The following is a 21,896-nucleotide window of genomic DNA, read 5'->3' on the forward strand; positions in this document are numbered from 1 at the left end:
GCGCGGTCCGACAGCATCGGGGCGCCTGCGAAATGGATGCTCGACGCCATTTTCTGGTGGGCGCGTCGCCCTCAACGCGGGGCGATTTCGCTCATCCCGCGGCTGACGCCGTGACGACCAGGCCATGCGACTAGCCCGGTCAACTCAACCTGCCACCTCCCCCAGTTCACGCAAATAGCTCCATGGGTAGATGCCGCGGTCGTGGCCATCGTCGAACACCAATTGCAGCCCATAGCCCTGTGCGTGAACTGCCGTGATGCGGACGCCATCCGCTACCACGTCGATGCGCTGCGCCAGCCGAGCCGCCCGGCATTTCGAGCACGGACACCCGGCACGCAGGCGCCCGTGGGCGAGCACCTGTACCTGCCCTTGTCCCCAATCCACGCTCAATGTCGCTTGCGTGGCACTGTTACGTATCGCGACGGGTGCCTGGTTCATGACTTTTGCAGGCGCAACTGGCCGATGGCGATACGCACCGCCTTGCGCACTTCCGGGTCGGCATCGTGCTCGACGGCCAGCAATGCGGGCAGTGCCTGAGCGTCGCCCAGTTCGCCAAGCGCCAGCGCGGACTCCTTGCGCAGGTTGCTGATGGCGTGCCCAAGCAGTTCCACCAGCGCCTCACGGGCCGCGGCGAATCGCAGGCGGCCGAGCGAGCGCACCGCACGCAGCCGCACCTGCCAGTAGCTGTCGCTCAGCGCCTCCAGCAGCGCAGGGCCGGCACCCGTGTGGCCAACTTTGCCGAGGGTGGTGGCGGCCTCTTCACGCACCTGCCATTCGCGATCCTTGAGCGCCGTCTGCAGGGCTGGCAGCACGCTGTCGTCGCTGGCCAGCCCCAGCGCACCGGTGGCGGCACGGCGTACTTCGGTATCGGTATCGTCGCTGGCCAGGCGCGCCAGTTGCGGCAGCGCATCGGCCTGTTTCAACCAGCCGAGGATACCGACCGCTTCACGGCGCACGAAGGCATCGCTGTCCTGCAGCGCGGCGACGGCAGTGGGTACGCTGTCGATCAGCCGCAACTCGCGCAGGGCTCGCAAGGCACTGGCCCGCACGAACGGGTCGGCATGCCTGGCCCAGGGCAGCACCACGCGACCGGCGTCGGCGGTTTTCAACTCGCTGAGGCTCTGGGCTGCGGCGCCACGCACGCGGGCGTCGGCATCGGTCAGGGCAGCGCACAGGCCATTTACCACTTCGGGCTCCTCCCAGGCCTCCAGCAGGCGAGCCGCCTCGGCGCGCACGTCGGCAGACGCGTCCTGGGTCAGGGCATGGGTCAGCCAGGGCAAGGCGTCCGGCTCCTCCAGGTCCGCCAGTTCGATCAGGGCGATGCGGCGCACGCCGGCGTCCTCATCTTGCAGGCGTGGCAGCAGGTCGAGAATGTCGGGGTTATCGGTGCTTACATAGGTGCTCAGGTCGGTCATAGGGCAACTCGCAATGGCGGATGTTCGGTGGGCAGCCCGAGCGGGGTCAGGCGTGGCAGCTCGCGACCTTCTTCGTGGCGCAGCAGCTCCAGGCAGTGGCGCTTGAGCTGTACGAATTCCGGGCTGGTCAACAGGCCCGCATGCCGCGGACGGCGAAAGTCCAGGCGCAGGTCTTCGATGAAACGTCCAGGCCGCGGACTCATCACCAAGATGCGATCGGCCAGGAACAGGGCTTCGTCGATATCGTGGGTGACGAACACCACGGTGGTGCGCACCCTGCCCCAGATATCCAGCAGCAACTCCTGCATCTTGCTGCGGGTCTGCGCGTCCAGCGCGCCGAAGGGTTCGTCCATCAGCAACAGGCGTGGACGGTTGATCAGCACCCGGGCGATCTCGGCGCGCTGCTGCATGCCGCCGGAGAGCTGATTGGGCCAGCGCGCAGCGAAATCCTGCAGGCCGACCAGGTTGAGAAACTCACGCGCCCGCTGCTGCCGTTCAGCCTTGCCGATGCCCTGCATCTTCAGACCGAAGGCGACGTTGTCGAGCACGCTGCGCCAGGGCAACAGGGTGTGATGCTGGAACACCATGCCACGCTGCGGTGACGGGCCATCCACCGCCTGGCCGTCGACTCGCAAGCTACCGGCGCTGGGCGTCAGGTGTCCGGCCAGGGCGCCGAGCAAGGTCGACTTGCCGCAGCCGGAGGGGCCAAGAATGCACACGAATTCGCCAGCGGCGATGGAGAAGTCCAGCGCCTGCACGGCTTCGAACGCCTGCACGCCCTCGCCGAGGCGGATGGTCAGCTTCTCGATATCGATGCGTCCGGCCGACAGGCCGGTTTCATGAATGCTCATCAGCGACGCCCTCCGCTGCGATACCAGGGCGTCAGCAGGCTGCCGAGGCGCTTGACCAGCAGGCTGCTGCCCATGCCGAGCAGGCCGATCAGCAGCATGCCGACGATGATGTCCGGGTAGTTCTGGATGGTGTACGACTCCCAGGTGTAATAGCCGATGCCGAACTGCCCGGAGATCATTTCCGCGGTGACCAGGCAGAACCAGGAGGTGCCCATGCCGATCGCCAGGCCGGTGACGATGCTCGGCGCAGCGCCCGGGAGGACCACCTCACGCAGGATCGCCAGGCGCCCTGCGCCAAGGCTGCGGGCCGACGCGATCAAACGGGCATCGACACCCTCCACCCCGTGCACGGTATTGAGCAGCACCGGAAACAGCGCACCGGTGAAGGTGATGAAGATCATCGACAGTTCCGACGAGGGAAACATCAGGATCGCCAGGGGAATCCAGGCCACGGCAGGAATCGGCCGCAGTACCTCCAGCGGCGGCAGCAGGCTGTCTTCGGCCCAGCGGGAACGGCCGATGGCGATGCCCAGGGTGACGCCCAGCAGCGCTGCGATCAGATAACCGCTGAATACCCGCCCCAGGCTGGCGCCGACGTGATCCCAGAGTCTGCTGGATTCGATCAGCGCGATGGCCGCATCGACCACCGACTTGGGCGTGGGCACGTAGATGAAGGTGAGCAGCCCCAGATCCAGGCGCGAGCTGGTCGCCACCTGCCAGAACAGCAGGCAGAACGCCAACGACGCCAGGCGCAACGGCCAACGGTGTAGAGAAGTCATCATCAGGCTCCAGTAAGGTGCTGCGCCACGGGAGGCATGGCGCAGCGGGCCGATCAGCGTGCGGCTACCAGGCGCTGGTTGGCGCTGCCGAAGTCCAGCGCTTCACCACCGTGAGCCTTGGCATAGGCTTCAGCCTGGCCCTTGAGCAGGAAGGCGTTGAGTTCGCCCTTGCCGTTGCGTACGAACCAGGCCTGGTTGGCCAGCAGCTTGATGCCGCTGTCGCTGGCCTGGGCGTAGATGGCACGGATGTCCTTGCCCTCTTCCTCGAGCTGCGCCAGCGCCTTGAAGGCCGCTTCCGGTGAGGCGTAGTGACGTACCTTGCTTTCACCACGCACCCAGATCTGCGCCACGCGCTTGAAATCGGTGATCGGCTGGCCGGTCACTGCATCATTGGCTTTCAGCGGCAGCTGTGCGTAATTGGCCAGCGCCTGCGCGTAATCACCACCTTCGGCCTTGAAGGCAGCCTTGATGTACTGATCGTCGACGAATTGCTCGACGTTCAGACCGCGGTCGGTCTTCTTCAGCAACTTGAGGGTTTCGATGGAGGTGGTGACCGCCTGGCGGTACTCGGGCTTCCAGGTCAGGTCACGGGTCTGCAACCCGAGCGGGCCGTGGAACAGGTAATTCACCTCGGCCTCGATACCGGTGACCTTCTCGATCAGCTCGCTGTACTTCTCCGGCTCGGCTGCGAACAGGCGATCCGCTTCCAGGCCGGCGCGCAGGTAGGCGGTGACCACTTCCGGGTACTTCTTGGCGTAGTCGGCATCCACCAGCGCACCATGGAAGGTGGGTGCATCCGCCTGGGAGCCGTCGTAGATCTTGCGCGCGAAGCCACGGTTGGGGAACAGTTCGGCGAACGGCACGAAGTCCGCGTGGGCCTCGATGCGATTGCTGCGCAGCGCCGAGCCGGCGATTTCCGGGGCCTGGGCGATGATGCGTACGTCCTTCTGCGGATCCCAGCCCTGGGCGGCAACGGCGCGCAGCAGCATGCCATGGGCGGTGGACGCGAACGGCACGGAAATGGTCTTGCCCTTGAGCTCGGCCAGCGATTGCACGCTGGAGGATGCCGGCACCACGATGCCGTTGCCACTGCCCTTGGTGCTGCCCGACAGCACGGTGATGAACAGGCTCTGCTTGCCGGCATCGCGGTGGGCCACACCATTGAACGAACCGGGGAAGTCAGCCATGGCGCCAAAGTCGAGCTTGCCGGCGACCATTTCGTTGGTCAGGGGCGCGCCGCTGGTGAAGTTCTTCCACTCCACTTCGTACTTGGCGTCCTTGTACTTGCCGTCGCGCGGCAGGTATTTGTCGAGCAGACCGAGCTCGCGGATCAGCAACCCGCCGGTGGCGCAGTTGATGGTGGTGTCCTGGGTGCCGATGGCGATGCGAATGGTCTCGGCCTGGGCAGTGATGCTGCCGATGGCCAGCGCGAGGCCGACCAGAGTGGTACGCAAGTGCATGGGTGTCTCCCCTCGAATCAATAGGTATTGGAATCGTCTCCGCCGGGTGGTCGGCCGGTGGGAAACGAGGGGTCTGTTGATCAGGCGTCCGGTGGTTGGCCGGATGGCGTGTTGCTTTTTTATGTTGGATATTCGGTGGATAAGCTTCGCGCTAGCTGCAGAGTCCCGAGCGTTGAAGTCCGTAGGAGCCCGCTTGCGGGCGATGCTTTCCCGTTGATCGCCCGCAAGCGGGCGCCTACAAAACTCCAGGTCGCGCTTTGTTCAACGCAGCAGATAGGGAATCTCGACGCGCACCGCATCGGTCGGGCAATCCTTCTCGCACGGCATGCAGTACCAACACTCGTCGAAAGCCATGTAGGCCTTTTGCGTCGCCGGGTTGATCGCCAGCAGATCCATCGGGCAGACGTCGACGCACACGGTGCAGCCCTTGTGGGCGATGCACTTGTCTTCGTCGATGGTCACGGGCGCATTGCTGCGAAACAGGATTTCCTGGGGCTGGAAGGCCATATCACGGTGTCCTCGGAGCCTGTGGCTCTCGTGTTTTTCTAGGATGTAGGGTGGGCCCACGGCAATCCGCTTCAGCCCACCGGGAAAGCTCAGCCTGATGCCACTTGGTGGGCCAAAGCCCATCCTGCTCACGCCGCTTCGGTCTTTACCCGCAAGCGGTTGTAGGCCTGCTGCTCTTCATCATCCAGAGCGATCAGGTAAGGTTCGACCGGCTTCTTGAAGCTGACCATCTGGCCGTGTTCGTCCTTTTTCAGGTGGCAGTGCACGAACCATTCGGCGTCATTGCGCTGCGGGTGATCGACCCGGTGGTGATACAGGCCCCAGCGGCTTTCCTTGCGAAACAGCGAGGCGCGGGCGGCCATCTCGGCGCAGTCGCGGATCACGCTAACTTCCATGGCGCGCATCAGTTCGTGGGCGTTGCTGGCCTTCAGCTCGCCCAGATCCGCTTCGATGGCAGCGAAACGCTGCAGGCCGATCTCCATCTTCCTGGTGACCTTGGGTGGCTGCAGGTAATCGTTGACGAAGCGGCGCAGCTTGTACTCCACCTGCGCCGGCGGCAGGCCGTGCTCGCGGTTCAGCGGCGCGTAGACCCGCGCCCGCTCGGCGTCGATCTGCGCCTGATCCAGTGCGCTGTGGTCGCGTTCGGCGACGAAGTCGGCAGCGTTGTTGCCCGCGAACCAGCCGTAGGTGAAGGCGCCGAGCATGTAGTTGTGCGGCACCGCTGCCATGTCTCCGGCCGAATACAGGCCCTTGACCGAGGTTTCCGCCCGCTCGTTGACCCACACGCCGGAAGCGCTGTGGCCACTGCAGAAGCCGATCTCGGAGATGTGCATCTCGACCATGCTGGAGCGGTAGTCGGTGCCACGCCCGGCATGGAACTGGCCGCGGCTGGGGCGCTCGTTGCTATGCAGGATTTCCTCGATGTTCTGGATGGTTTCCTCGGCCAGGTGATCGAGTTTGAGGAACACCGGGCCGTTGCCGCCCTCGAGTTCCTGATGGAACTCCCACATCATCTGGCCGCTCCAGTAGTCGCATTCGATGAAGCGCTCGCCCTTGTTGTTAGCGGTATAGCCCCCCAGCGGGCCGGTCACGTAGGCGCAGGCCGGGCCGTTGTAATCCTTGATCAGCGGGTTGATCTGGAAGCACTCCAGATTGGCCAGCTCGGCACCGGCGTGATACGCCATGGCGTAGCCATCGCCGGCATTGGTCGGGTTCTCGTAGGTACCCATCAGGTAGCCGGAAGACGGCAGCCCGAGACGTCCGGCCGCGCCGCAGCAAAGAATCACCGCCTTGGCCTTGATCACGTGGAAATCAGCGGTGCGGCAGTCGAAACCCATCAGGCCGTTGACCGCGCCGTCGACATCGGTCAGCAGGCGTGTGGCCACCAGGCGATTGGTTATTTCCACCCGGGCGCGCTTGAGCTGGCGATACAGCACCTTCTTGATGTCGTGCCCTTCGGGCATCGGCAGCACGTAGGCGCCCATGTGATGCACCTTCTTCACCGCGTAGTCGCCGGTTTCGTCCTTCTCGAACTTCACGCCCCAGCGGTCGAGCTGCTCGATGGTTTCGAAACTGTGGGTGGCATAGGCATACACGGCGGCCTGATTGACGATGCCGTCATTGGCCACGGTGATTTCCTTGGTGTACTGCTCGGGCGTGGCGTGGCCGGGCACGATGGCATTGTTGAGGCCATCCATGCCCATGCTGATCGCTCCGCTGCGCTTGACGTTGGCCTTGTCGACCAGCAGCACGCGCAACGCCTTGTTGCGTTCCTTGGCCTTGATCGCGGCCATGGGGCCAGCGGTACCACCGCCGATGATGACGATGTCGTATTCCTGTTCCAAGGTGTTGATGCTCATGGCTGCGCGCCCTTCTGTCGGTCGATGCGCAGGCGATACTGGAAGGCATCGCCACGGTAATAGAGGTGTTCGAAATCCAGCGGTGTGCCATCGGCGGTGTGGGTCAGGCGCTCGATACGCATGATCGGCGAGCCCTCCTCCACGGCCAGCGCCTGGGTCAGGTCGCTGTCGGCAAGCACGGCATCGATGGCCAGATCGGCATGACCCAGGGCGATGCCGCAGTCGTTTTCGAGGATCAGGAAGATGTCACGCGTGACCAGATCGGCCTTCTCCAGCTTTTCGCCCACGGCATGGGGCAGCCAGGTGATTTCCAGGGAAATCGGCTCGCGGTTGATCAGCCGCACCCGGCGGATTTCCGTGACGGTGCTGCCCTCTGCCACCTGCAGGCGCTCGGCAACCAATGCCGACGCCGGAACGTGGCGCAGGCTGCGCAACTTGTTGATCACCTCGTAGCCCATCTGCTTCATCGATTCGCCCAGGCCCTGCAGCGTGCTGACGTTCTGGAACGCCTTTGGCTTGGCCACGAAGGTGCCCTTGCCGTGGATCTTGAAGATCAGCCCTTCCTTCTGCAGGTCACCCAGCGCCTGGCGCACGGTGATGCGGCTGACGCCATAGGTCTGGCCCAGCTCGTTCTCCGAGGGCATGCGGCTGTGCGGCGCATAGGTTCCATCAAGGATGCGCGAGCGCAGCAACTCCTTGAGCTGGCTGTACAGGGGAACGGGCGAAAGCGGTATGAGCTGAGACATGTGAATCCTTTTTGATCAACTTGTCATAACAAGTAGTGACGAGAAAATAGCGAATAACCGGGCTGATCTGAAATACGATTAAGAAATAAGCTTATGGCGGAGAATTTCAGCGATCAGGATCGCCGTCGAATGCTCACGAAAAGGAAAAGGCCGTGCCCAAAATGGTTAAAGATGATTATTCTATCGAGGCATTTTTCCTGCCCTTAATATGTGAGTACCTGAGATGAAGATCGATGACATGGATGCATTCGTCGCCGTCATCCGCTGTCAATCGACCAAGCTGGCTGCCGATGCTCTGCAACTGACTCAACCGGCGATCACTCGCCGCGTGCAGAATTTCGAAGAGGATCTGGGCGCCAATCTGCTCGACCGCAATACCAAGCCGCTCAAACCGACCCCCATGGGCCTGCGTGTCTACGATCAGTGCAAGGCGATCCTGCGCGAGATCGACTCGCTGCGCGAACTGGTCGCCAGCGATGGCTCGCCCAGTGGCTCGTTGCGCCTGGGAGTGCCGCAAACCATCAGTGACGTGGTGCTGCTCGACGCCCTGCAGCAGATTCGTGAAACCTTCCCGGAACTGAAGACCCAGGTCATCAATGGCTGGGGCAGCACCCTGATCGCGCGCATGGAAAACGGTGAGCTGGATGCCGCCGCAGTACTCTTCCCGGCGGGCAAGATCTTCCCCGAAGGCATCGCCAGCCGCTCCATCGGCCGCATGCCGCTGCTGGTGGTGGCCGCCAAGGGCGCGATGCGCAAGCGCAGCTGCAAGCTCAAGGACTGCTACCAGCAGGGCTGGGTGCTCAACCCCGACGGCTGTGGTTTCCGCGCAGGCCTGCAACGCGCGCTGTCCGAACAGGGCCTGTCGTTGCAGATCAACCTGGAAACTTTCGGCACCGAACTGCAATTGGGCCTGGTCGCCAGCGGCATGGGTTTCGGCCTGGTGCCCGCGCCCCTGCTCGAGCGCAGCGGGCACCGCGAGCAACTGGACGTGATCAACGTCAGCGACTTCAAGCCGATGATCGATCTCTGGCTGCTGCACCCGCAGTACCTGGGCAACCTGCAGGACGCCGTGAACCTGTTCAGCGACGTCGCCGCGCAGCGCTTGCGCTCGCAATAGGGCCGGGCGAAGTTCCGAGCCATTATCGCGCCCTGTGATCGACGGCAGTGGCTCCTCGCCCTTTGCAACCCTCAGCGTGAGCGGCGCGAGTCGCTGACGCAGGGCCAGATCGCTGGTCGCTACTGGCCGTAAGCCGCTGGCGGCATCGACAGGCAATTCTCACGCCCCTCAAAATTCCACAAACGCATAACAACAAAATTGTTAATTCAGAAAAGCTGATAATTAGCTTAGAACCAAAAAGACTTTTACAGCGTAAAGCTATAAGAATACGGTCTCACCCAGGCCACCTCATCACCCTGGGGCGCTCAGAAATCGAACAGGCATTGCCTGCCATCTGCGCCCGTGATGAGAGACCCATGACGCAATCCGCCGACACCCTCGCCTTCCCCACCCATCGCGTATCCCCGGAGCGCGACGAGGCCCGCTTCACCCGCCAGCTCGATGAAATCACCGCGACCCTGGCCGCCAGCGCCGCGCGTTTCGATCGCAGTGGCGAATTTCCGGCCGAGAACTTCGCCCTACTGCAGCGCCACGGCCTGCTGGGGTTGACGGTGCCGAAGACGCTCGGGGGTGGTGGCGCCGATCTGCCTACCGCGCGGCGGGTGATCAGCGCGGTGGCCAAGGGTGAGCCGTCCACGGCGTTGATTCTGGTCATGCAGTACCTGCAGCACTTCCGCCTGCAGCAGAACCTCAACTGGCCCGAGCAGCTGCGTCGCCAGGTCGGTATCGATGCGGTGGAAAACGGCGCACTGATCAACGCCTTTCGCGTCGAACCCGAACTCGGCACGCCGGCGCGCGGTGGTCTGCCAGCGACCACTGCCCGGCGCACCCGCGAAGGCTGGCGCCTGAGCGGCCGCAAGATCTATTCGACCGGCAGTCACGGCCTGACCTGGTACCTAGTGTGGGCACGCAGCGACGATGCCGACCCGCTGGTTGGCGGTTACCTGGTCCATCGCGACACCCCCGGCATTCGTATCGTCGAGGACTGGGACCACTTGGGCATGCGCGCCACCTGCAGCCATGAAGTGCAGTTCGATGACGTGCTGATCCCTCTCGATCACGCCGTCAGCGTCAGCCCGTGGAGTGCACCCAGGCCGGAACTGGACGGTGAAGGCATGTTGTGGATGTCGGTATTGCTGCCCGCCATCTACGATGGCGTCGCCCAGGCGGCGCGGGACTGGCTGGTGGGCTTTCTCGAACAACGCACGCCGTCCAACCTCGGCGCACCGCTCTCCAGCCTGCCGCGCTTTCAAGAGATCGTCGGGCGCATCGATACCCTGCTGTTCGCCAACCGCACCCTGCTCGATTCGGCTGCCGCAGGCCAGGTCGAGGCAGCGCACGCCGGGCAGATCAAGCAACTGGTGAGCAGCAACGCCATACGTGCCGTGGAGCTCGCCATCGAGGCATCCGGCAACCCGGGGCTGTCACGCAAGAACCCGCTGGAGCGGCATTTCCGTGACGTGCTGTGCAGCCGCATCCATACCCCGCAGGACGACGTGGCGCTCAGCGCCGTCGGTCGTAGCGCCTTCGCCCAGGCCCGGGAGGCAGCGCAATGAGCCAGACCATCGTCAGCCAGCTGGATACCGAGGCCAATGCCTATCTGCGCGAGCGCCTGCCGCAGCAGCGCATCGTCGAAATCCCCTTTGGCCCGGAAGGCCTGGCGCAGATTCCCGCTGACGCCAGCACGCTGATCGTACGCCCCATCAACGTCCGCGGCGTCGAACTCAAGGAAGCGCCAGCCGGCTGGCCGTGGTCGTTGCAATGGGTGCAACTGGCCTCCTCGGGCATCGATTTCTACCCGCACTGGCTGTTCGACGTAGAGCAGGTTGCCAGCGCCAAGGGTGCCAACGCCAACCATGTCGCCGAATTCGCCCTGGCGGCGATCTTCAGCGCAGCCAAGCAGCTTCCGGACATCTGGGTAAAGAACGACGATTGGCATTTCACCTACCTGCAGCCGGTCAAGGGCGCGACCCTGGGTATTCTGGGCCTCGGCTCGATTGGCCAGAGCCTGGCGCACAAGGCGCTGGCCCTGGGCATGCGCGTCATCGCCCTGGGTCGCCCTGGCCACGCCATCGCCGAAATCCCCGGCATCGAGGCCGCCCGCGACATTCACCATCTGTTCGCCGAAGCCGACCACCTGGTGGTGGTTGCGCCGCTGACCGCGGATACCCGCCACCTGCTCGACCGCGACGTGCTGGGCAGCGCCAAACCTGGCCTGCACCTGATCAACCTGGCTCGTGGGGGCCTGCTCGATCAGAACGCCCTGCTCGAGGCGCTGGACAACGGCAGCATCGGCCGCGCCACACTGGATGTCACCGAACCCGAGCCGCTACCGAACGATCACCCGCTGTACCTGCATCCGCGGGTACGTATCTCACCCCACACCAGTGCCCTGTCCACCGATGGAAAGCGCAAGTTCGTCGACGATTTCGTCGCCAACTTCCAGCGTTTCCAGGCGCAAGCGCAACTGGAAAACCTCGTCGATATCGGACGCGGTTACTGAACAGACAGCCCACCAGGGCCTGGAGATTGCCATGAGTTCACTCGCTACCCTGCACAGCATTCCTTCCGTCCAGGAGCGCGTCAGCCCTGAAGAATGGGAAGTGCGCGTCAAACTGGCTGCCGCCTACCAGTTGGCTGCGCTGTTTCGCTGGACGGATCATATCTACACGCACTTCTCCGCCCGTGTGCCGGGGCCGGACGAACACTTCCTGATCAACGCCTTCGGCCTGCTGTTCGACGAGATCACCGCGTCCAACCTGGTCAAGGTGGATGTCGACGGCACCATCATCGACGACCCGCTGAACCTGGGTATCAACCAGGCCGGTTACGTGATCCACAGCGCCATCCACCGCGCGCGCCCGGATCTGCAGGCCGTGCTGCACACCCATACCCGTGATGGCGCAGCGGTATCCGCCCAGCGCGGCGGGCTGCTGCCGCTCTCGCAGCATGCCCTGGGCTTCTACAGCCGCGTGAAGTACCACGACTACGAAGGCGTGGCGCTGGATCTGGACGAGCAGGAGCGCCTGGTTGCCGACCTCGGCGACAGCAACATCTTCATCCTGCGCAACCATGGCCTGCTCACCGGCGGCATCAGCGTCGAACACGCCTTCCGCGAGCTGCATGGGCTGGAACGCGCCTGCAACATCCAGATCGCCGCACAGGCCGGCGGCAATGCCGATCTGCTGCATGCCCCCGCCGAGGCCATCGAGAAGGTTCGCCAGCAATCGGCGCGTTTTTCCGATGGCAAGGGGCCGGGCATCAAGCTGCACTGGGACGCGCTGATTCGCCAGCTCGAACGGGCTTCAGGCCAGAGCTACAAGCACTGATCAGCGGGAGACCTCCATGACCAACGCCAGCACCATCACCGTGAGCCGTACGGTACAGCCCGCTCGCCGCAGCAAATGGACCACGCCGGATTTCGTTCTGCGCCTGATCAGCCCCCTGGCCATTCTGCTGCTCTGGGAAATCGCCTCGCGGGCCGGATTGATTCCAGCCCGCGTGATCGCCGCCCCCAGCGAGATCAGCGGCACGCTCTGGGAATTGACGCGCAGCGGTGAACTGCTGCGCCACCTGCTGGTGTCCCTGCAGCGCGCCGTGACCGGCCTCGGCATCGGCGTGGCGATCGGCGTTACCGCAGCGCTGATCACCGGCCTGTCGAAACGTGGCGAAATCGCCCTCGACTCCCCCATGCAGATGCTGCGCACCATCCCGTCTCTGGCCCTGGTGCCGCTGTTCATCCTGTGGTTCGGCATTGGTGAATTCACCAAGGTGGCGCTGATCGTCATGGGCACCACCTTTCCGATCTACCTCAACCTGTTCGCCGGCATCCGCAATATCGACCCGAAGTTGATCGAAGCGGCCAATACCCTGGGGCTGAACCGTCGCGAACTCATCTGGCACGTGATTCTGCCTGGCGCCCTGCCCTCGTTCTTCGTCGGCCTGCGTTACTCCCTGGGGATTTCCTGGCTGGCTCTGGTGTTCGTCGAGCAGATCAACACCACCGCCGGTATCGGCTTCCTGGCCAGCGATGCCCGCGACTTCATGCGTACCGACGTGATCGTCATCTGCCTGCTGATCTACAGCCTGCTGGGTCTGCTCATCGACGGCCTGATTCGCACCCTGGAACGCCTGGCTCTGGCCTGGCGCCCCTCGTTCATAAGGACCTGAAGCATGAATGCGCACAGCAAGATCGACTACTCGCCGGCCGTCAGCCTGCGCGGCGTGGTGCGTCAGTTCGGGGACAACCGGGTGATCGATGAACTGAACCTGGACATCGCCCCCGGCGAATTCGTCGCCCTGCTCGGCGCCAGCGGCTCCGGCAAGACCACCCTGCTGCGCTCCCTGGCAGGCCTGGACCCCATCGACGGCGGCGAGCTGATCGCCCCGCAAGCCCGCGCGGCGGTATTTCAGGAGCCGCGGCTGATGCCCTGGAAGCGCGCCTGGAAGAACGTCACCCTCGGCCTGCGCGTGGCCAACCCCAAGCAGCGTGCTATCCAGGCGCTGACCGAAGTGGGCCTGGCCCATCGCCTGGAAGCCTTTCCCGCCACCCTGTCCGGCGGTGAATCCCAGCGAGTGGCATTGGCGCGCAGCCTGGTTCGCGAGCCCAAACTGCTGCTGCTCGACGAACCCTTCGCCGCCCTCGATGCGCTGACCCGCATCCGCATGCACCGCCTGATCATCGACCTGTGGCAAAAGCACACGCCAGCCGTTCTGCTGGTCACCCACGATGTCGACGAAGCCATTCTGCTCGCCGACCGCATCATCGTGCTGCAGGACGGGCGCATCGCCGAAGAACTGCGCGTCGACCTGGGCCGCCCGCGGGACAACGGCCAGGCCGGTTTCAACGATATCCGCACGCGCCTGCTGGCACTGCTCGGCGTGGAAAAGGACGACCCGGACAGCCTCGGTCGTGATCACAACCCCTTTCTCGCGTCGGGCTACCCGCTCAGCGCCATCGCCATCTAAGGCAGGAGGTCAGTCATGAAACGCTATCTTTCCCGCCTCGCCAGTCGCCTGCTCGACAACCTGCATGGCGACAGCGTCAGCACACTGATCGGCTGGCCGGGTGTGCCGCCGGCAGACAACGGCGAGCGAATGTGCCGCCAGCGCTGATCGTCTAACCGGATAGCCCACCGGACAGGCCACGCAAGACCTGGAGCGACCTACCACCGCCTTGTCGCCCCCACCACTGCAAGACAGCCCGCACGTGAAAACGCGCGTCAGGGTTTCGTGCGCCTTGCGTACGGCAGTGGACACCTTTCCGGGCGACGCCATATTGGCTGTCGCCCCAGCCTTTCAGACAGGGACAAGCGCCATGGCAACACCTTTTTCCAGCACACGCCTGCGCCATCTGCGCAGCGCCCCGGCTCGCGCAGGACTGACCTTCTCGGTACTTTCACTGGCCTGCCTGTTGGCGCCCAGCGTGCAGGCGCAGAGCAGCGAAACACGCCTGGAAACCGTCAACGTGATCTCCACCGGCATCCGCGGGCAGCAACGCACGGTTGCCGACAGCCCGACGCCAATCGACATCATCAACAGCGAGCAGCTGCTCAAGACCGGGCGCGCCGAACTCTCCGAAGCGATTTCCAAGCTGCTGCCCTCGTTCAACTTCGGCACCAACATCGCCGGGGTCAACTCCTCGATTCGCCCGCTGAGCAACCGTGGCCTCGGCCCGGCCTACACGCTGGTCCTGGTCAACGGCAAACGCCGTCATAACGGCGCTGCACCCGCCAATGGCAGCACCGATAACAGCGGCGCGAACGCCGTGGACATCGATCAGATCCCGGTCAGCGCCGTCTCGCACATCGAAGTGCTCAAGGACAGCGCCGCCGCCCAGTACGGCTCCGACGCCGTCGCCGGGGTGATCAACATCATCCTCAAGGGCAATACCTCTGGTGGCCATGTGGAGACCAGCTACGGGAAGCTCTTCTCCGGCCAGGGCGAAACCATCAAAACCGCCGCCGACCACGGCTTCGCGCTGGGCAACGACGGGGGCTTCGTGCACCTTTCCGCAGATGCGCGCAAGCGCGGTACGGCGACCTGGGTCGGGAAGTCGCCGAGCACCGTCCAAGCCTATTTCGAGCCTGAACGTCAGGCCGCCTGGGATCGCGTGAGCACCAAGAATGGCGACCCCGACCTGAAGGCCTTCAACCTGGCTTACAACGCCGAGCTGCCATTGGCCGATGATCTGAAACTGTACTCGTATGCGACCTACGGCGAGCGCAAAACCGAGGCGCTGAATCAGTTGCGCACGGCCAGGGGCGCGGCCTCGATCCCCGAACTGTTCCCCGACGGCTACTACCCGCTGAACAACCTCAAGGACACGGATTACCAGTTTCTGTTTGGCGGCAAAGGCAACGTGGCGGACTGGGATTGGGATCTGTCCACCACCTACGGCCGCAACAAGATCGAGCATTCCAGCGACCTGACCATCAACCCCACCTATGGCGCCGCATCGCCCACCTCCTGGGATGACCTGGCCAGCCTGCAGTTCGAACAGTGGGTCAACAATTTCGATGTCACCCGCTCTTTCGACGGGTTGTTTGGCCTGTCTCTACCGACTCAGGTCTCTGCAGGCGTGGAGCATCGCTGGGAGCGCTTCCAGACTTTCGCAGGCAGTGATCCACGTGCCTGGAGCGTCGGCCCCTACACCTTTCCAGCCGGCAGTCAGCAGAATGCCGCCAACGGCGCGCAGCCATCGGTCGGCGCCCAGGCTGTCGTGGCCATTCGCCCGGAGGATGAAGCCGACATCAAACGCAACAACCTCGCAGGCTATCTGGATTTCGGCTTCGACCTCAGTGATCGCTGGTACCTGGGCCTTGCAGGCCGCCTCGAGCACTATGACGACATCAAGGAAAACACCTTCAGCTTCAAGCTCAATTCGCGCTACGAATTGACCGACCAGGTAGCGCTACGCGGGACGGTTGGCTCGGGCTTCAGGGCGCCGTCTCTGACTCAGTTGGGCTATACCGTCTCCGATAACCGCACGGCTGCAGATGCCAACGGCAACGCGGTCCCGGCCCTGCGCTATACCGCCACGCCGGATAGCGCTCTGGGCCAAGCCTTGGGCGCATCCGATCTGAAGCCGGAAAAGTCGCGCAACCTGGGTTTGGGCGTGACCTGGCAGCCAGCCCCACGCACCAGCTTCACTGCCGACGCCTACCTGATCGACATCGACGACCGCATCGTGCTCAGCGACAACATCGCAGCGCCGGGCGGCGGCGCCGGTCCAATCGGTGACATCCTCGAGTCCGCCGGCGTGGCACGCAACACCTGGGTCAGCTACTACACCAACGCGTTCAACACCCGTACCCGAGGCATCGATCTGGTGGCCGATCACCGCAGTCAGTTCGGCGCCTGGGGCGATGTGCGCTGGAGCGCCGCATTCAACTACAACAAAACCACTGTTCGCGATAAGCGAAACAACCCGTCGTTCTTGCAGAACGCCGGTATCGAGGTGGCCGGGCATGCCTCCGAAGGCCTGGTGGTCGCCGCCACGCCACGCAGCAAATGGGTGCTGGGTGCGAACTGGAGCCTGGGCAACTTCGCCGCCAACCTGCAGACCACTCGCTACGGCAAGGTCGAAACCTGGCAGCAGAATGCCGCCCAGGATCGCACCTTCGGAGCCAAGTGGATCACCGACCTCGATCTTTCCTACCTGCTGTTCGACAGCCTGACGGTCAGCGTGGGCGGCACCAACATCTTCAACGTCAAGCCTGACAACAACGGCATCACCCAGGCGGCCTTCAAATACAACTACGGCAACCCGCCTTTCCACCCTGGTGGCGGCTTCTGGTACACCAAACTCGCTTACGACTTCTGACTGCAAGGCCGCATTGCCCAAGAGCAGTGCGGCCATTTTGCCTGGAATCCCTGCATGCACCTCATTCGAAACAGTGGGAAGAAGAGATGAAGAAAACCCGCCTTGCGACGCACCTGCTGGCCTCCTGCGCCCTTGCCCTCAGCCTGATCGGCTGCTCGCCCTCCGCTGATGAAGCCGCCAGCAAAACCCTGAACATCGCCTTCTTCGGCGACAACACCACCCTGGTCAGCGTCGATCCCTTCCAGGTGTACTGGCTGGAGCACCGCGTGCTGCTGCGCAACGTCGCCGAGTCGCTCACCGACCAGGATCCGGACAGCGGCGAGATCATCCCCTGGCTGGCCAAGAGCTGGGACGTCAGCGATGACGCCCTCAACTACACCTTCAGGTTGCGTGACGACGTCACCTTCAGCAACGGCGAACGTTTCGACGCCAACGCCGTGAAGGCCGCCTTCGACAGCAACAAGGCCCTGGCCACCGAGCTTCCCGCCACCTTCGGCGCCACCTACCTGGCAGGTTTCGACCACGCCGAAGTGGTCGACGACTTCACCGTCAGGCTGGTGCTGTCGCGGCCGAACGCCGGCTTCCTGCAGGCCACTTCCACCACCAACCTGGCGATCCTCGCCCCCGCCTCCTACGCGCTCAGCGCCAAGGAGCGCTCGCTCGGCAAGATCATCGGCACCGGCCCGTTCGTACTCGATCACTACACGCCCGAAGTCGGCGCCAAGCTGCTCAAGCGCCAGGGGTACGCCTGGGCGTCGGCCAACGTCAAGAACCGCGGCGAAGCCCATCTGGATGCCGTGGAAATCAGCTACATCCCCGAGGAGAGTGTCCGCAACGGCCTGTTCCTGCAGGGCCAGGCAGACATCCTCTGGCCACGCAATCCGTTCTCCGAAGTGGACCTCAAGCTGTTCCAGTCCAAGGGCGCGACCATCCAGAGCCGCTCCCTGCCGGGACCTGCGCTGAACCTCTACCCCAACACCCGCGGTGAGCGCCTGCTGGCCGACAAGCAGGTGCGCCTGGCGCTGCAGAAAGGCATCGACCGCAAGACCTACGCCAGCACCGTGTACAACGCCGACTTCCCGGTGGTGAAGGGCATCTACGATGTCACCACGCCCTACTTCAAGGACCAGGGCGACAAGCTCGCTTATGACCCTCAGGGTGCCGAACGACTGCTCGACGCGGCGGGATGGCACAAAGGCGCCGATGGCTATCGCAGCAAGGACGGCAAGCGCCTGAGCCTGAGTTACAACATTCAGGGTACGGAAACCGCCGGTGACGTGCTGATCCAGGATCAGCTGCGCCAGATCGGCATCGAGCTCAAACTGGCGGTGGTCACTCGCGCCGAGTGGGTAACCACCAACTCTCAGGGCAACTATGACCTGACTTCAACCTACATGACCCGCGCCGATCCGATCATCCTGCAGACCATCCTCGATCCGCGTACCGCCAACAGCTCGACCCTGGCCACCAACTTGTACGAGCCACAGACACTGGACAAGGCCCAGGCCCTGTTCGATGCCGGCATCACCGCCACGCAGACCGAACAACGTGCACAGGCCTATGGTGACCTGCAGGATCTGCTGGTCGACGAGGCATCCGCGTTTCCGATCTACGAGCGCGTCTGGCAGGCCGCCACGGCGCAACGGGTGAAGAACTTCCGCTGGACCGCCGAGGGCTTCGCGCTGCTCAACGACATCGAGGTCGGTGAACCATGAACCGCTACCTGATCGGCCGGGTCGGCCAGGCGCTGCTGGTGCTATGGGGTGCCTACAGCATCACCTACTTCATCCTCTACCTGCTGCCGGGTGACACCCTGTCGATCATGCTCAGCGCCTCGGGCATGGAGGCCGATGCGCTGTCGGCAGAAGATCTGGCCAAGGCACAAGCCTACTACGGCCTGGACAAGGGCATTTTCGAGCAGTACTTCAGCCTGCTCTGGAACGCCATCCAGGGCGACTTCGGGCAATCACTGTCGCTCAATCGCCCGGTCAGCGAGCTGCTCGCCGAGCGACTGCCGCAAACCCTGTCGCTGGCCGGCCTGGCCATCGTGTTATCGATGGTCGGCGGCATCGGCCTGGCCTACCTGACGGCCTACGTGCGCTGGCAGCCCCTGAAAGTGGCGATGGCCCGCCTGCCTTCCCTGGGTTTTTCGGTGCCGGTGTTCTGGATGGGTCTGCTGCTGATCCAGGTGTTCGCCTTCAGCCTCGGCTGGTTCCCGGCCACCGGTAGCCGCGGCTTCGACAGCCTGATCCTGCCGGCCGTGACCCTGGCGATCCCCAGCGCGGCGGTGTATGCCCAGGTACTGCAACGCGGCTTTCAGGGCGTGTGGCAGGAACCCTACATCGCCACGGCCTATGCCAAGGGCCTGAGTCGCTGGCAGGTGCAGGCCCGCCACGGTTTCAAGAACGCCGCCCTGCCGATCCTCACCCTGATCGGCCTGCAGGTGGGCAACACGGTGTCCGGCGCGGTGCTGGTGGAGACCATCTTCGCCCGCAACGGTGTCGGCCGCCTCGCTCAGGAGGCGGTACTGCGCCAGGACATTCCGGTGGTGCTGGCGATCGTCGCCGTGTCGGCCGCCGCCTTCGTGCTGGTGAACCTGATCGTCGACCTGCTCTACCCCTACCTCGATCCGCGCATCGCCCACACGCCGAAGGTGTCCTGACCATGAATGCCGATAGCCGCATTTCCTCGTTGTCCCACTCACCGGCCAGCGTGGCGTTGACCTGGCGGCGCCGCAGCCGCCTGCAACGGGCCACAGCGGCGCTACGCCCCTTGCTGCGCAAACCGGGCTTCAGCCTGGCATTGGCGGTGGTGCTGTTCGCCCTGATAGCGGCGCTGGTGCCGCAACTGCTGACAGGCTTCGACCCCTACGCGACCTCGCCGACGGACAAACTCACCGCGCCCAACGCGCTGCACTGGTTCGGCACGGATGAGCTGGGTCGCGACCTCTATACCCGCGTGGTCTATGGCTCCAGCCTGTCGGTACAAGCCGCTTTGCTGGCGGTGGGCATCGCCCTGTTCGGCGGGCTCGGCCTCGGTGTGCTGTCCGGCTTCGCCGGCGGGCGTATCGATGCGCTCATCATGCGTTTCGTCGATGTATTGCTGGCCCTGCCCGGGCTGCTGCTGGCGCTGGCCATCGTCACCGCTATCGGCTTCGGTACCATCCCGGTGGCGATTGCCGTGGGCGTGGGCATCATTCCCGGCTTCGCCCGCACCACCCGCGCCGAAGTGCTGCGGGTGAAAACCCTACCCTATGTGGAAGCGGCGCGCCTGGGTGGCGCCAGCTGGAGCCGCACTCTGCTGCGACACATTCTGCCCAACGCCTGGGGCCCGGTTGCGGTACTCGCGACCCTGGACTTCGGCGCGGCCATCCTGGCCACCGCCGGGCTGTCGTTCCTCGGCTTCGGCGCCGCGCCACCGGCCGCGGAATGGGGCACGCTGATCGCCAACGGTCGCCACTTCCTGATCACCGCCCCCTGGGTATCGCTGCTGCCCGGGCTATTCGTGGTGGCCGTGGTGTTCAGCCTCAACCATATTGCCCGCACCCTTGAGGAGACCCAGCGATGAGCAGCAGCCCACTGATCGACATTCGCGACCTGGCCGTCAGCTATCGCTCCGCCGGGCAGACCACCGATGCGGTAAAAGGCCTGTCTTTTTCCGTCGCGCAAGGGGAAACGGTGGCCATAGTCGGGGAGTCCGGTTCGGGCAAATCGACCCTGGCCAACGCCATTCTCGGCCTGCTGCCCGACAGCGCGGCGATCACCGCTGGCGAGCTGCACGTCGAGGGCGTCGACCTGAGCCACGCCAGCGAGCGGCAAAAGCGCGGCCTGCGTGGCCGGACCATCGGCCTGGTGCCACAGGACCCGATGGTCAGCCTCAACCCGACCCTGCGCATCGGCAAGCAGATCGGCGAAGCGCTGATTCTCGCCCACGACCGTCGCTACCCCGGTGTCGATGCCGACGTGATCGAACTGCTCGAGCAGGTCGGTCTGGACAAGCCGCTGTTGCGCGCCCACCAGTATCCACACGAGCTCTCCGGCGGCATGCGTCAGCGCGTGCTGATCGCCATCGCCCTGGCCGGCAACCCGCGGCTGATCATCGCCGACGAGCCGACCAGCGCCCTGGACGTCACCGTGCAACGGCGCATCCTCGACCACCTGCAACGCCTGGTCGCCGAGCGTGGCATTTCCCTGCTGATCATCACCCACGACCTGGGCGTGGCCACGGATCGTGCCGACCGCATTCTGGTGATGAAACAGGGCGAACTGGTGGAACAGGGCCCGCCTAAGCAGATCCTCACGGCGCCTCAGCATGATTACACTCGCGCCCTGATCGCCGCTGCACCGGCCTTTTCCAACCGCCGCAAGGTGCGCCCGCAAGAGCAGGCAGTGGCCGCTAGCACGCCGATCCTGAGCCTGCATAGCGTCGGCAAGCGCTTCGCCCTGCCGCGGGTCAAGGGTGAAGACAGCAGCTTCGTGGCACTGGAAAACCTCAGCCTGCAGGTCTACCCCGGCCAGACCCTGGCCATCGTCGGCGAGTCCGGCTCGGGCAAGAGCACCGCGCTGCGTATCGCGTTGGGCCTGGAGAAACCCAGCCAGGGCCGCGTGCTGTTCGAGCAGCAGGACGTCACCGACCTCAGCTGGCGCGAATTCCGCCCACTGCGCCAACGCATGCAGCTGGTGCAGCAGAACCCCTTCGCCGCCCTCGACCCGCGCTTCACCATCTTCGACAGCATCGTCGAACCACTGGTGTCTTTCGGCCTGCTCAAGGGGCCGGCACTGGAACAGGCCGCACGGGAGCTGATCAGCCGTGTGCACCTGCCGGTCAGCTACCTGGATCGCCTGCCCCGTGAGCTCTCCGGCGGCCAGCGCCAGCGCATCGCCATTGCCCGCGCTCTGGCACTCAAGCCCGACCTGTTGCTGCTCGACGAACCGGTCTCGGCACTGGACGTCTCGGTGCAGGCACAGATCCTCGACCTGCTCCTCGAACTGCAGCGCGAGCTGGGCATCGCCTACGTGCTGGTCTCCCACGACCTGTCCGTGGTGGCCAACGTCGCCGACCAGGTGCTGGTACTGCGCAACGGCAAGATGATCGAGCAAGGCCCGGTGAGCCAGGTGTTCGAACACCCCGCCAGCGACTACACCCGTGAACTGATCGCGGCCATTCCGGGCCGCCGCCCGGCCATTGCGGCGGCCTGAAGATGCTGCATTGCGGATCGCCGAAGGCAGACTGGATTCGCTACTCGCGCCCCTGCACCACGCCGATGAATCGATTCGCCCGCAAGCGGGCTCCTACGGGTTAGAACTCCGGCCGTGTAGGAGCCCGCTTGCGGGCGAT

At 64.4% G+C, this 21,896-nt stretch carries 19 protein-coding genes and 1 pseudogene; 12 read left to right on the plus strand and 8 right to left on the minus strand.

The features are described from left to right. Window positions 1-144: 144 nt before the first annotated feature. The 8 genes from QRN22_RS05165 to QRN22_RS05200 all read right to left on the minus strand — a co-directional run bounded on the left by QRN22_RS05165 (window position 145) and on the right by QRN22_RS05200 (window position 7,617). Window positions 145-438, minus strand: a complete 294-nt coding sequence (locus tag QRN22_RS05165) for a DUF971 domain-containing protein (protein ID WP_042552544.1) — start codon at window positions 436-438, stop codon at window positions 145-147. Beyond that, complete coding sequence (locus QRN22_RS05170; RefSeq protein WP_042552543.1) at window positions 435-1,415, minus strand: HEAT repeat domain-containing protein; 981 nt, start codon at window positions 1,413-1,415, stop codon at window positions 435-437. Before QRN22_RS05170 ends, QRN22_RS05165 begins: the two co-directional genes overlap by 4 nt. Then, window positions 1,412-2,266: an ABC transporter ATP-binding protein gene (locus tag QRN22_RS05175; protein WP_042552542.1), complete on the minus strand. Its 855-nt coding sequence runs from the start codon at window positions 2,264-2,266 to the stop codon at window positions 1,412-1,414. The genes QRN22_RS05170 and QRN22_RS05175 overlap by 4 nt, the downstream gene beginning before the upstream one ends. Beyond that, the gene (locus QRN22_RS05180; RefSeq protein ID WP_042552541.1) at window positions 2,266-3,048 is read right to left on the minus strand and encodes an ABC transporter permease; all 783 of its coding nucleotides are present in this window, start codon (window positions 3,046-3,048) and stop codon (window positions 2,266-2,268) included. The genes QRN22_RS05175 and QRN22_RS05180 overlap by 1 nt, the downstream gene beginning before the upstream one ends. Before the next feature lie 50 nt (window positions 3,049-3,098). Then, the gene (locus tag QRN22_RS05185; protein ID WP_042552540.1) at window positions 3,099-4,505 is read right to left on the minus strand and encodes an ABC transporter substrate-binding protein; all 1,407 of its coding nucleotides are present in this window, start codon (window positions 4,503-4,505) and stop codon (window positions 3,099-3,101) included. Window positions 4,506-4,766: 261 nt separating this feature from the next. Next, window positions 4,767-5,012, minus strand: a complete 246-nt coding sequence (locus QRN22_RS05190) for a 4Fe-4S dicluster domain-containing protein (protein WP_042552539.1) — start codon at window positions 5,010-5,012, stop codon at window positions 4,767-4,769. 128 nt (window positions 5,013-5,140) lie between these two features. Beyond that, complete coding sequence (locus QRN22_RS05195; protein ID WP_197076959.1) at window positions 5,141-6,865, minus strand: fumarate reductase/succinate dehydrogenase flavoprotein subunit; 1,725 nt, start codon at window positions 6,863-6,865, stop codon at window positions 5,141-5,143. Window positions 6,866-6,867: 2 nt separating this feature from the next. After that, complete coding sequence (locus QRN22_RS05200; protein ID WP_042552537.1) at window positions 6,868-7,617, minus strand: GntR family transcriptional regulator; 750 nt, start codon at window positions 7,615-7,617, stop codon at window positions 6,868-6,870. Window positions 7,618-7,840: 223 nt separating this feature from the next. Here QRN22_RS05200 and QRN22_RS05205 point away from each other — a divergent pair, with 223 nt between their 5' ends. The 12 genes and pseudogenes from QRN22_RS05205 to QRN22_RS05260 all read left to right on the plus strand — a co-directional run bounded on the left by QRN22_RS05205 (window position 7,841) and on the right by QRN22_RS05260 (window position 21,757). Next, a complete protein-coding gene (locus tag QRN22_RS05205) occupies window positions 7,841-8,734 on the plus strand; it encodes a LysR family transcriptional regulator (RefSeq protein WP_042552536.1) in 894 nt (297 codons plus the stop codon). Between the two features lie 356 nt (window positions 8,735-9,090). Continuing rightward, complete coding sequence (locus QRN22_RS05210; protein ID WP_082045723.1) at window positions 9,091-10,290, plus strand: acyl-CoA dehydrogenase family protein; 1,200 nt, start codon at window positions 9,091-9,093, stop codon at window positions 10,288-10,290. Beyond that, a complete protein-coding gene (locus tag QRN22_RS05215) occupies window positions 10,287-11,237 on the plus strand; it encodes a D-isomer specific 2-hydroxyacid dehydrogenase family protein (RefSeq protein WP_042552535.1) in 951 nt (316 codons plus the stop codon). Before QRN22_RS05210 ends, QRN22_RS05215 begins: the two co-directional genes overlap by 4 nt. Window positions 11,238-11,268: 31 nt before the next feature. Next, window positions 11,269-12,063, plus strand: coding sequence for a class II aldolase/adducin family protein (locus QRN22_RS05220; protein ID WP_042552534.1), 795 nt, complete (start codon window positions 11,269-11,271; stop codon window positions 12,061-12,063). 82 nt (window positions 12,064-12,145) lie between these two features. Continuing rightward, window positions 12,146-12,904 (plus strand): annotated as a pseudogene (locus QRN22_RS05225) (ABC transporter permease); the annotation flags it as partial. 3 nt (window positions 12,905-12,907) lie between these two features. After that, entirely contained in the window at window positions 12,908-13,702 is a 795-nt protein-coding gene (locus QRN22_RS05230) for an ABC transporter ATP-binding protein (RefSeq protein WP_042552532.1), read from the plus strand. 15 nt (window positions 13,703-13,717) lie between these two features. Beyond that, window positions 13,718-13,849, plus strand: coding sequence for a hypothetical protein (locus QRN22_RS05235; RefSeq protein ID WP_257026851.1), 132 nt, complete (start codon window positions 13,718-13,720; stop codon window positions 13,847-13,849). Between the two features lie 202 nt (window positions 13,850-14,051). After that, window positions 14,052-16,559: a TonB-dependent receptor plug domain-containing protein gene (locus tag QRN22_RS05240; protein WP_042552531.1), complete on the plus strand. Its 2,508-nt coding sequence runs from the start codon at window positions 14,052-14,054 to the stop codon at window positions 16,557-16,559. A gap of 86 nt (window positions 16,560-16,645) precedes the next feature. Further along, entirely contained in the window at window positions 16,646-18,274 is a 1,629-nt protein-coding gene (locus QRN22_RS05245; protein ID WP_042552530.1) for an ABC transporter substrate-binding protein, read from the plus strand. Further along, a complete protein-coding gene (locus QRN22_RS05250) occupies window positions 18,271-19,221 on the plus strand; it encodes an ABC transporter permease (protein WP_042552529.1) in 951 nt (316 codons plus the stop codon). Before QRN22_RS05245 ends, QRN22_RS05250 begins: the two co-directional genes overlap by 4 nt. 2 nt (window positions 19,222-19,223) lie before the next feature. Further along, window positions 19,224-20,126: an ABC transporter permease gene (locus QRN22_RS05255; RefSeq protein WP_156152658.1), complete on the plus strand. Its 903-nt coding sequence runs from the start codon at window positions 19,224-19,226 to the stop codon at window positions 20,124-20,126. Further along, window positions 20,123-21,757, plus strand: coding sequence for a dipeptide ABC transporter ATP-binding protein (locus QRN22_RS05260; RefSeq protein WP_042552528.1), 1,635 nt, complete (start codon window positions 20,123-20,125; stop codon window positions 21,755-21,757). Before QRN22_RS05255 ends, QRN22_RS05260 begins: the two co-directional genes overlap by 4 nt. Window positions 21,758-21,896: the final 139 nt, after the last annotated feature.

This window comes from Pseudomonas sp. MEJ086, from assembly GCF_030209025.1.
Classification (GTDB): Bacteria; Pseudomonadota; Gammaproteobacteria; order Pseudomonadales; family Pseudomonadaceae; genus Aquipseudomonas; species Aquipseudomonas fulva_A.

Excerpts from the sequence above, each read along its gene's own strand:
- QRN22_RS05165 (WP_042552544.1), bottom strand. The coding sequence starts at position 438 with ATGAACCAGGCACCCGTCGCGATACGTAACAGTGCCACGCAAGCGACA.
- QRN22_RS05170 (WP_042552543.1), bottom strand. The coding sequence starts at position 1,415 with ATGACCGACCTGAGCACCTATGTAAGCACCGATAACCCCGACATTCTC.
- QRN22_RS05175 (WP_042552542.1), bottom strand. The coding sequence starts at position 2,266 with ATGAGCATTCATGAAACCGGCCTGTCGGCCGGACGCATCGATATCGAG.
- QRN22_RS05180 (WP_042552541.1), bottom strand. The coding sequence starts at position 3,048 with ATGATGACTTCTCTACACCGTTGGCCGTTGCGCCTGGCGTCGTTGGCG.
- QRN22_RS05185 (WP_042552540.1), bottom strand. The coding sequence starts at position 4,505 with ATGCACTTGCGTACCACTCTGGTCGGCCTCGCGCTGGCCATCGGCAGC.
- QRN22_RS05190 (WP_042552539.1), bottom strand. The coding sequence starts at position 5,012 with ATGGCCTTCCAGCCCCAGGAAATCCTGTTTCGCAGCAATGCGCCCGTG.
- QRN22_RS05200 (WP_042552537.1), bottom strand. The coding sequence starts at position 7,617 with ATGTCTCAGCTCATACCGCTTTCGCCCGTTCCCCTGTACAGCCAGCTC.
- QRN22_RS05205 (WP_042552536.1), top strand. The coding sequence starts at position 7,841 with ATGAAGATCGATGACATGGATGCATTCGTCGCCGTCATCCGCTGTCAA.
- QRN22_RS05210 (WP_082045723.1), top strand. The coding sequence starts at position 9,091 with ATGACGCAATCCGCCGACACCCTCGCCTTCCCCACCCATCGCGTATCC.
- QRN22_RS05215 (WP_042552535.1), top strand. The coding sequence starts at position 10,287 with ATGAGCCAGACCATCGTCAGCCAGCTGGATACCGAGGCCAATGCCTAT.
- QRN22_RS05220 (WP_042552534.1), top strand. The coding sequence starts at position 11,269 with ATGAGTTCACTCGCTACCCTGCACAGCATTCCTTCCGTCCAGGAGCGC.
- QRN22_RS05230 (WP_042552532.1), top strand. The coding sequence starts at position 12,908 with ATGAATGCGCACAGCAAGATCGACTACTCGCCGGCCGTCAGCCTGCGC.
- QRN22_RS05235 (WP_257026851.1), top strand. The coding sequence starts at position 13,718 with ATGAAACGCTATCTTTCCCGCCTCGCCAGTCGCCTGCTCGACAACCTG.
- QRN22_RS05240 (WP_042552531.1), top strand. The coding sequence starts at position 14,052 with ATGGCAACACCTTTTTCCAGCACACGCCTGCGCCATCTGCGCAGCGCC.
- QRN22_RS05245 (WP_042552530.1), top strand. The coding sequence starts at position 16,646 with ATGAAGAAAACCCGCCTTGCGACGCACCTGCTGGCCTCCTGCGCCCTT.
- QRN22_RS05250 (WP_042552529.1), top strand. The coding sequence starts at position 18,271 with ATGAACCGCTACCTGATCGGCCGGGTCGGCCAGGCGCTGCTGGTGCTA.
- QRN22_RS05255 (WP_156152658.1), top strand. The coding sequence starts at position 19,224 with ATGAATGCCGATAGCCGCATTTCCTCGTTGTCCCACTCACCGGCCAGC.
- QRN22_RS05260 (WP_042552528.1), top strand. The coding sequence starts at position 20,123 with ATGAGCAGCAGCCCACTGATCGACATTCGCGACCTGGCCGTCAGCTAT.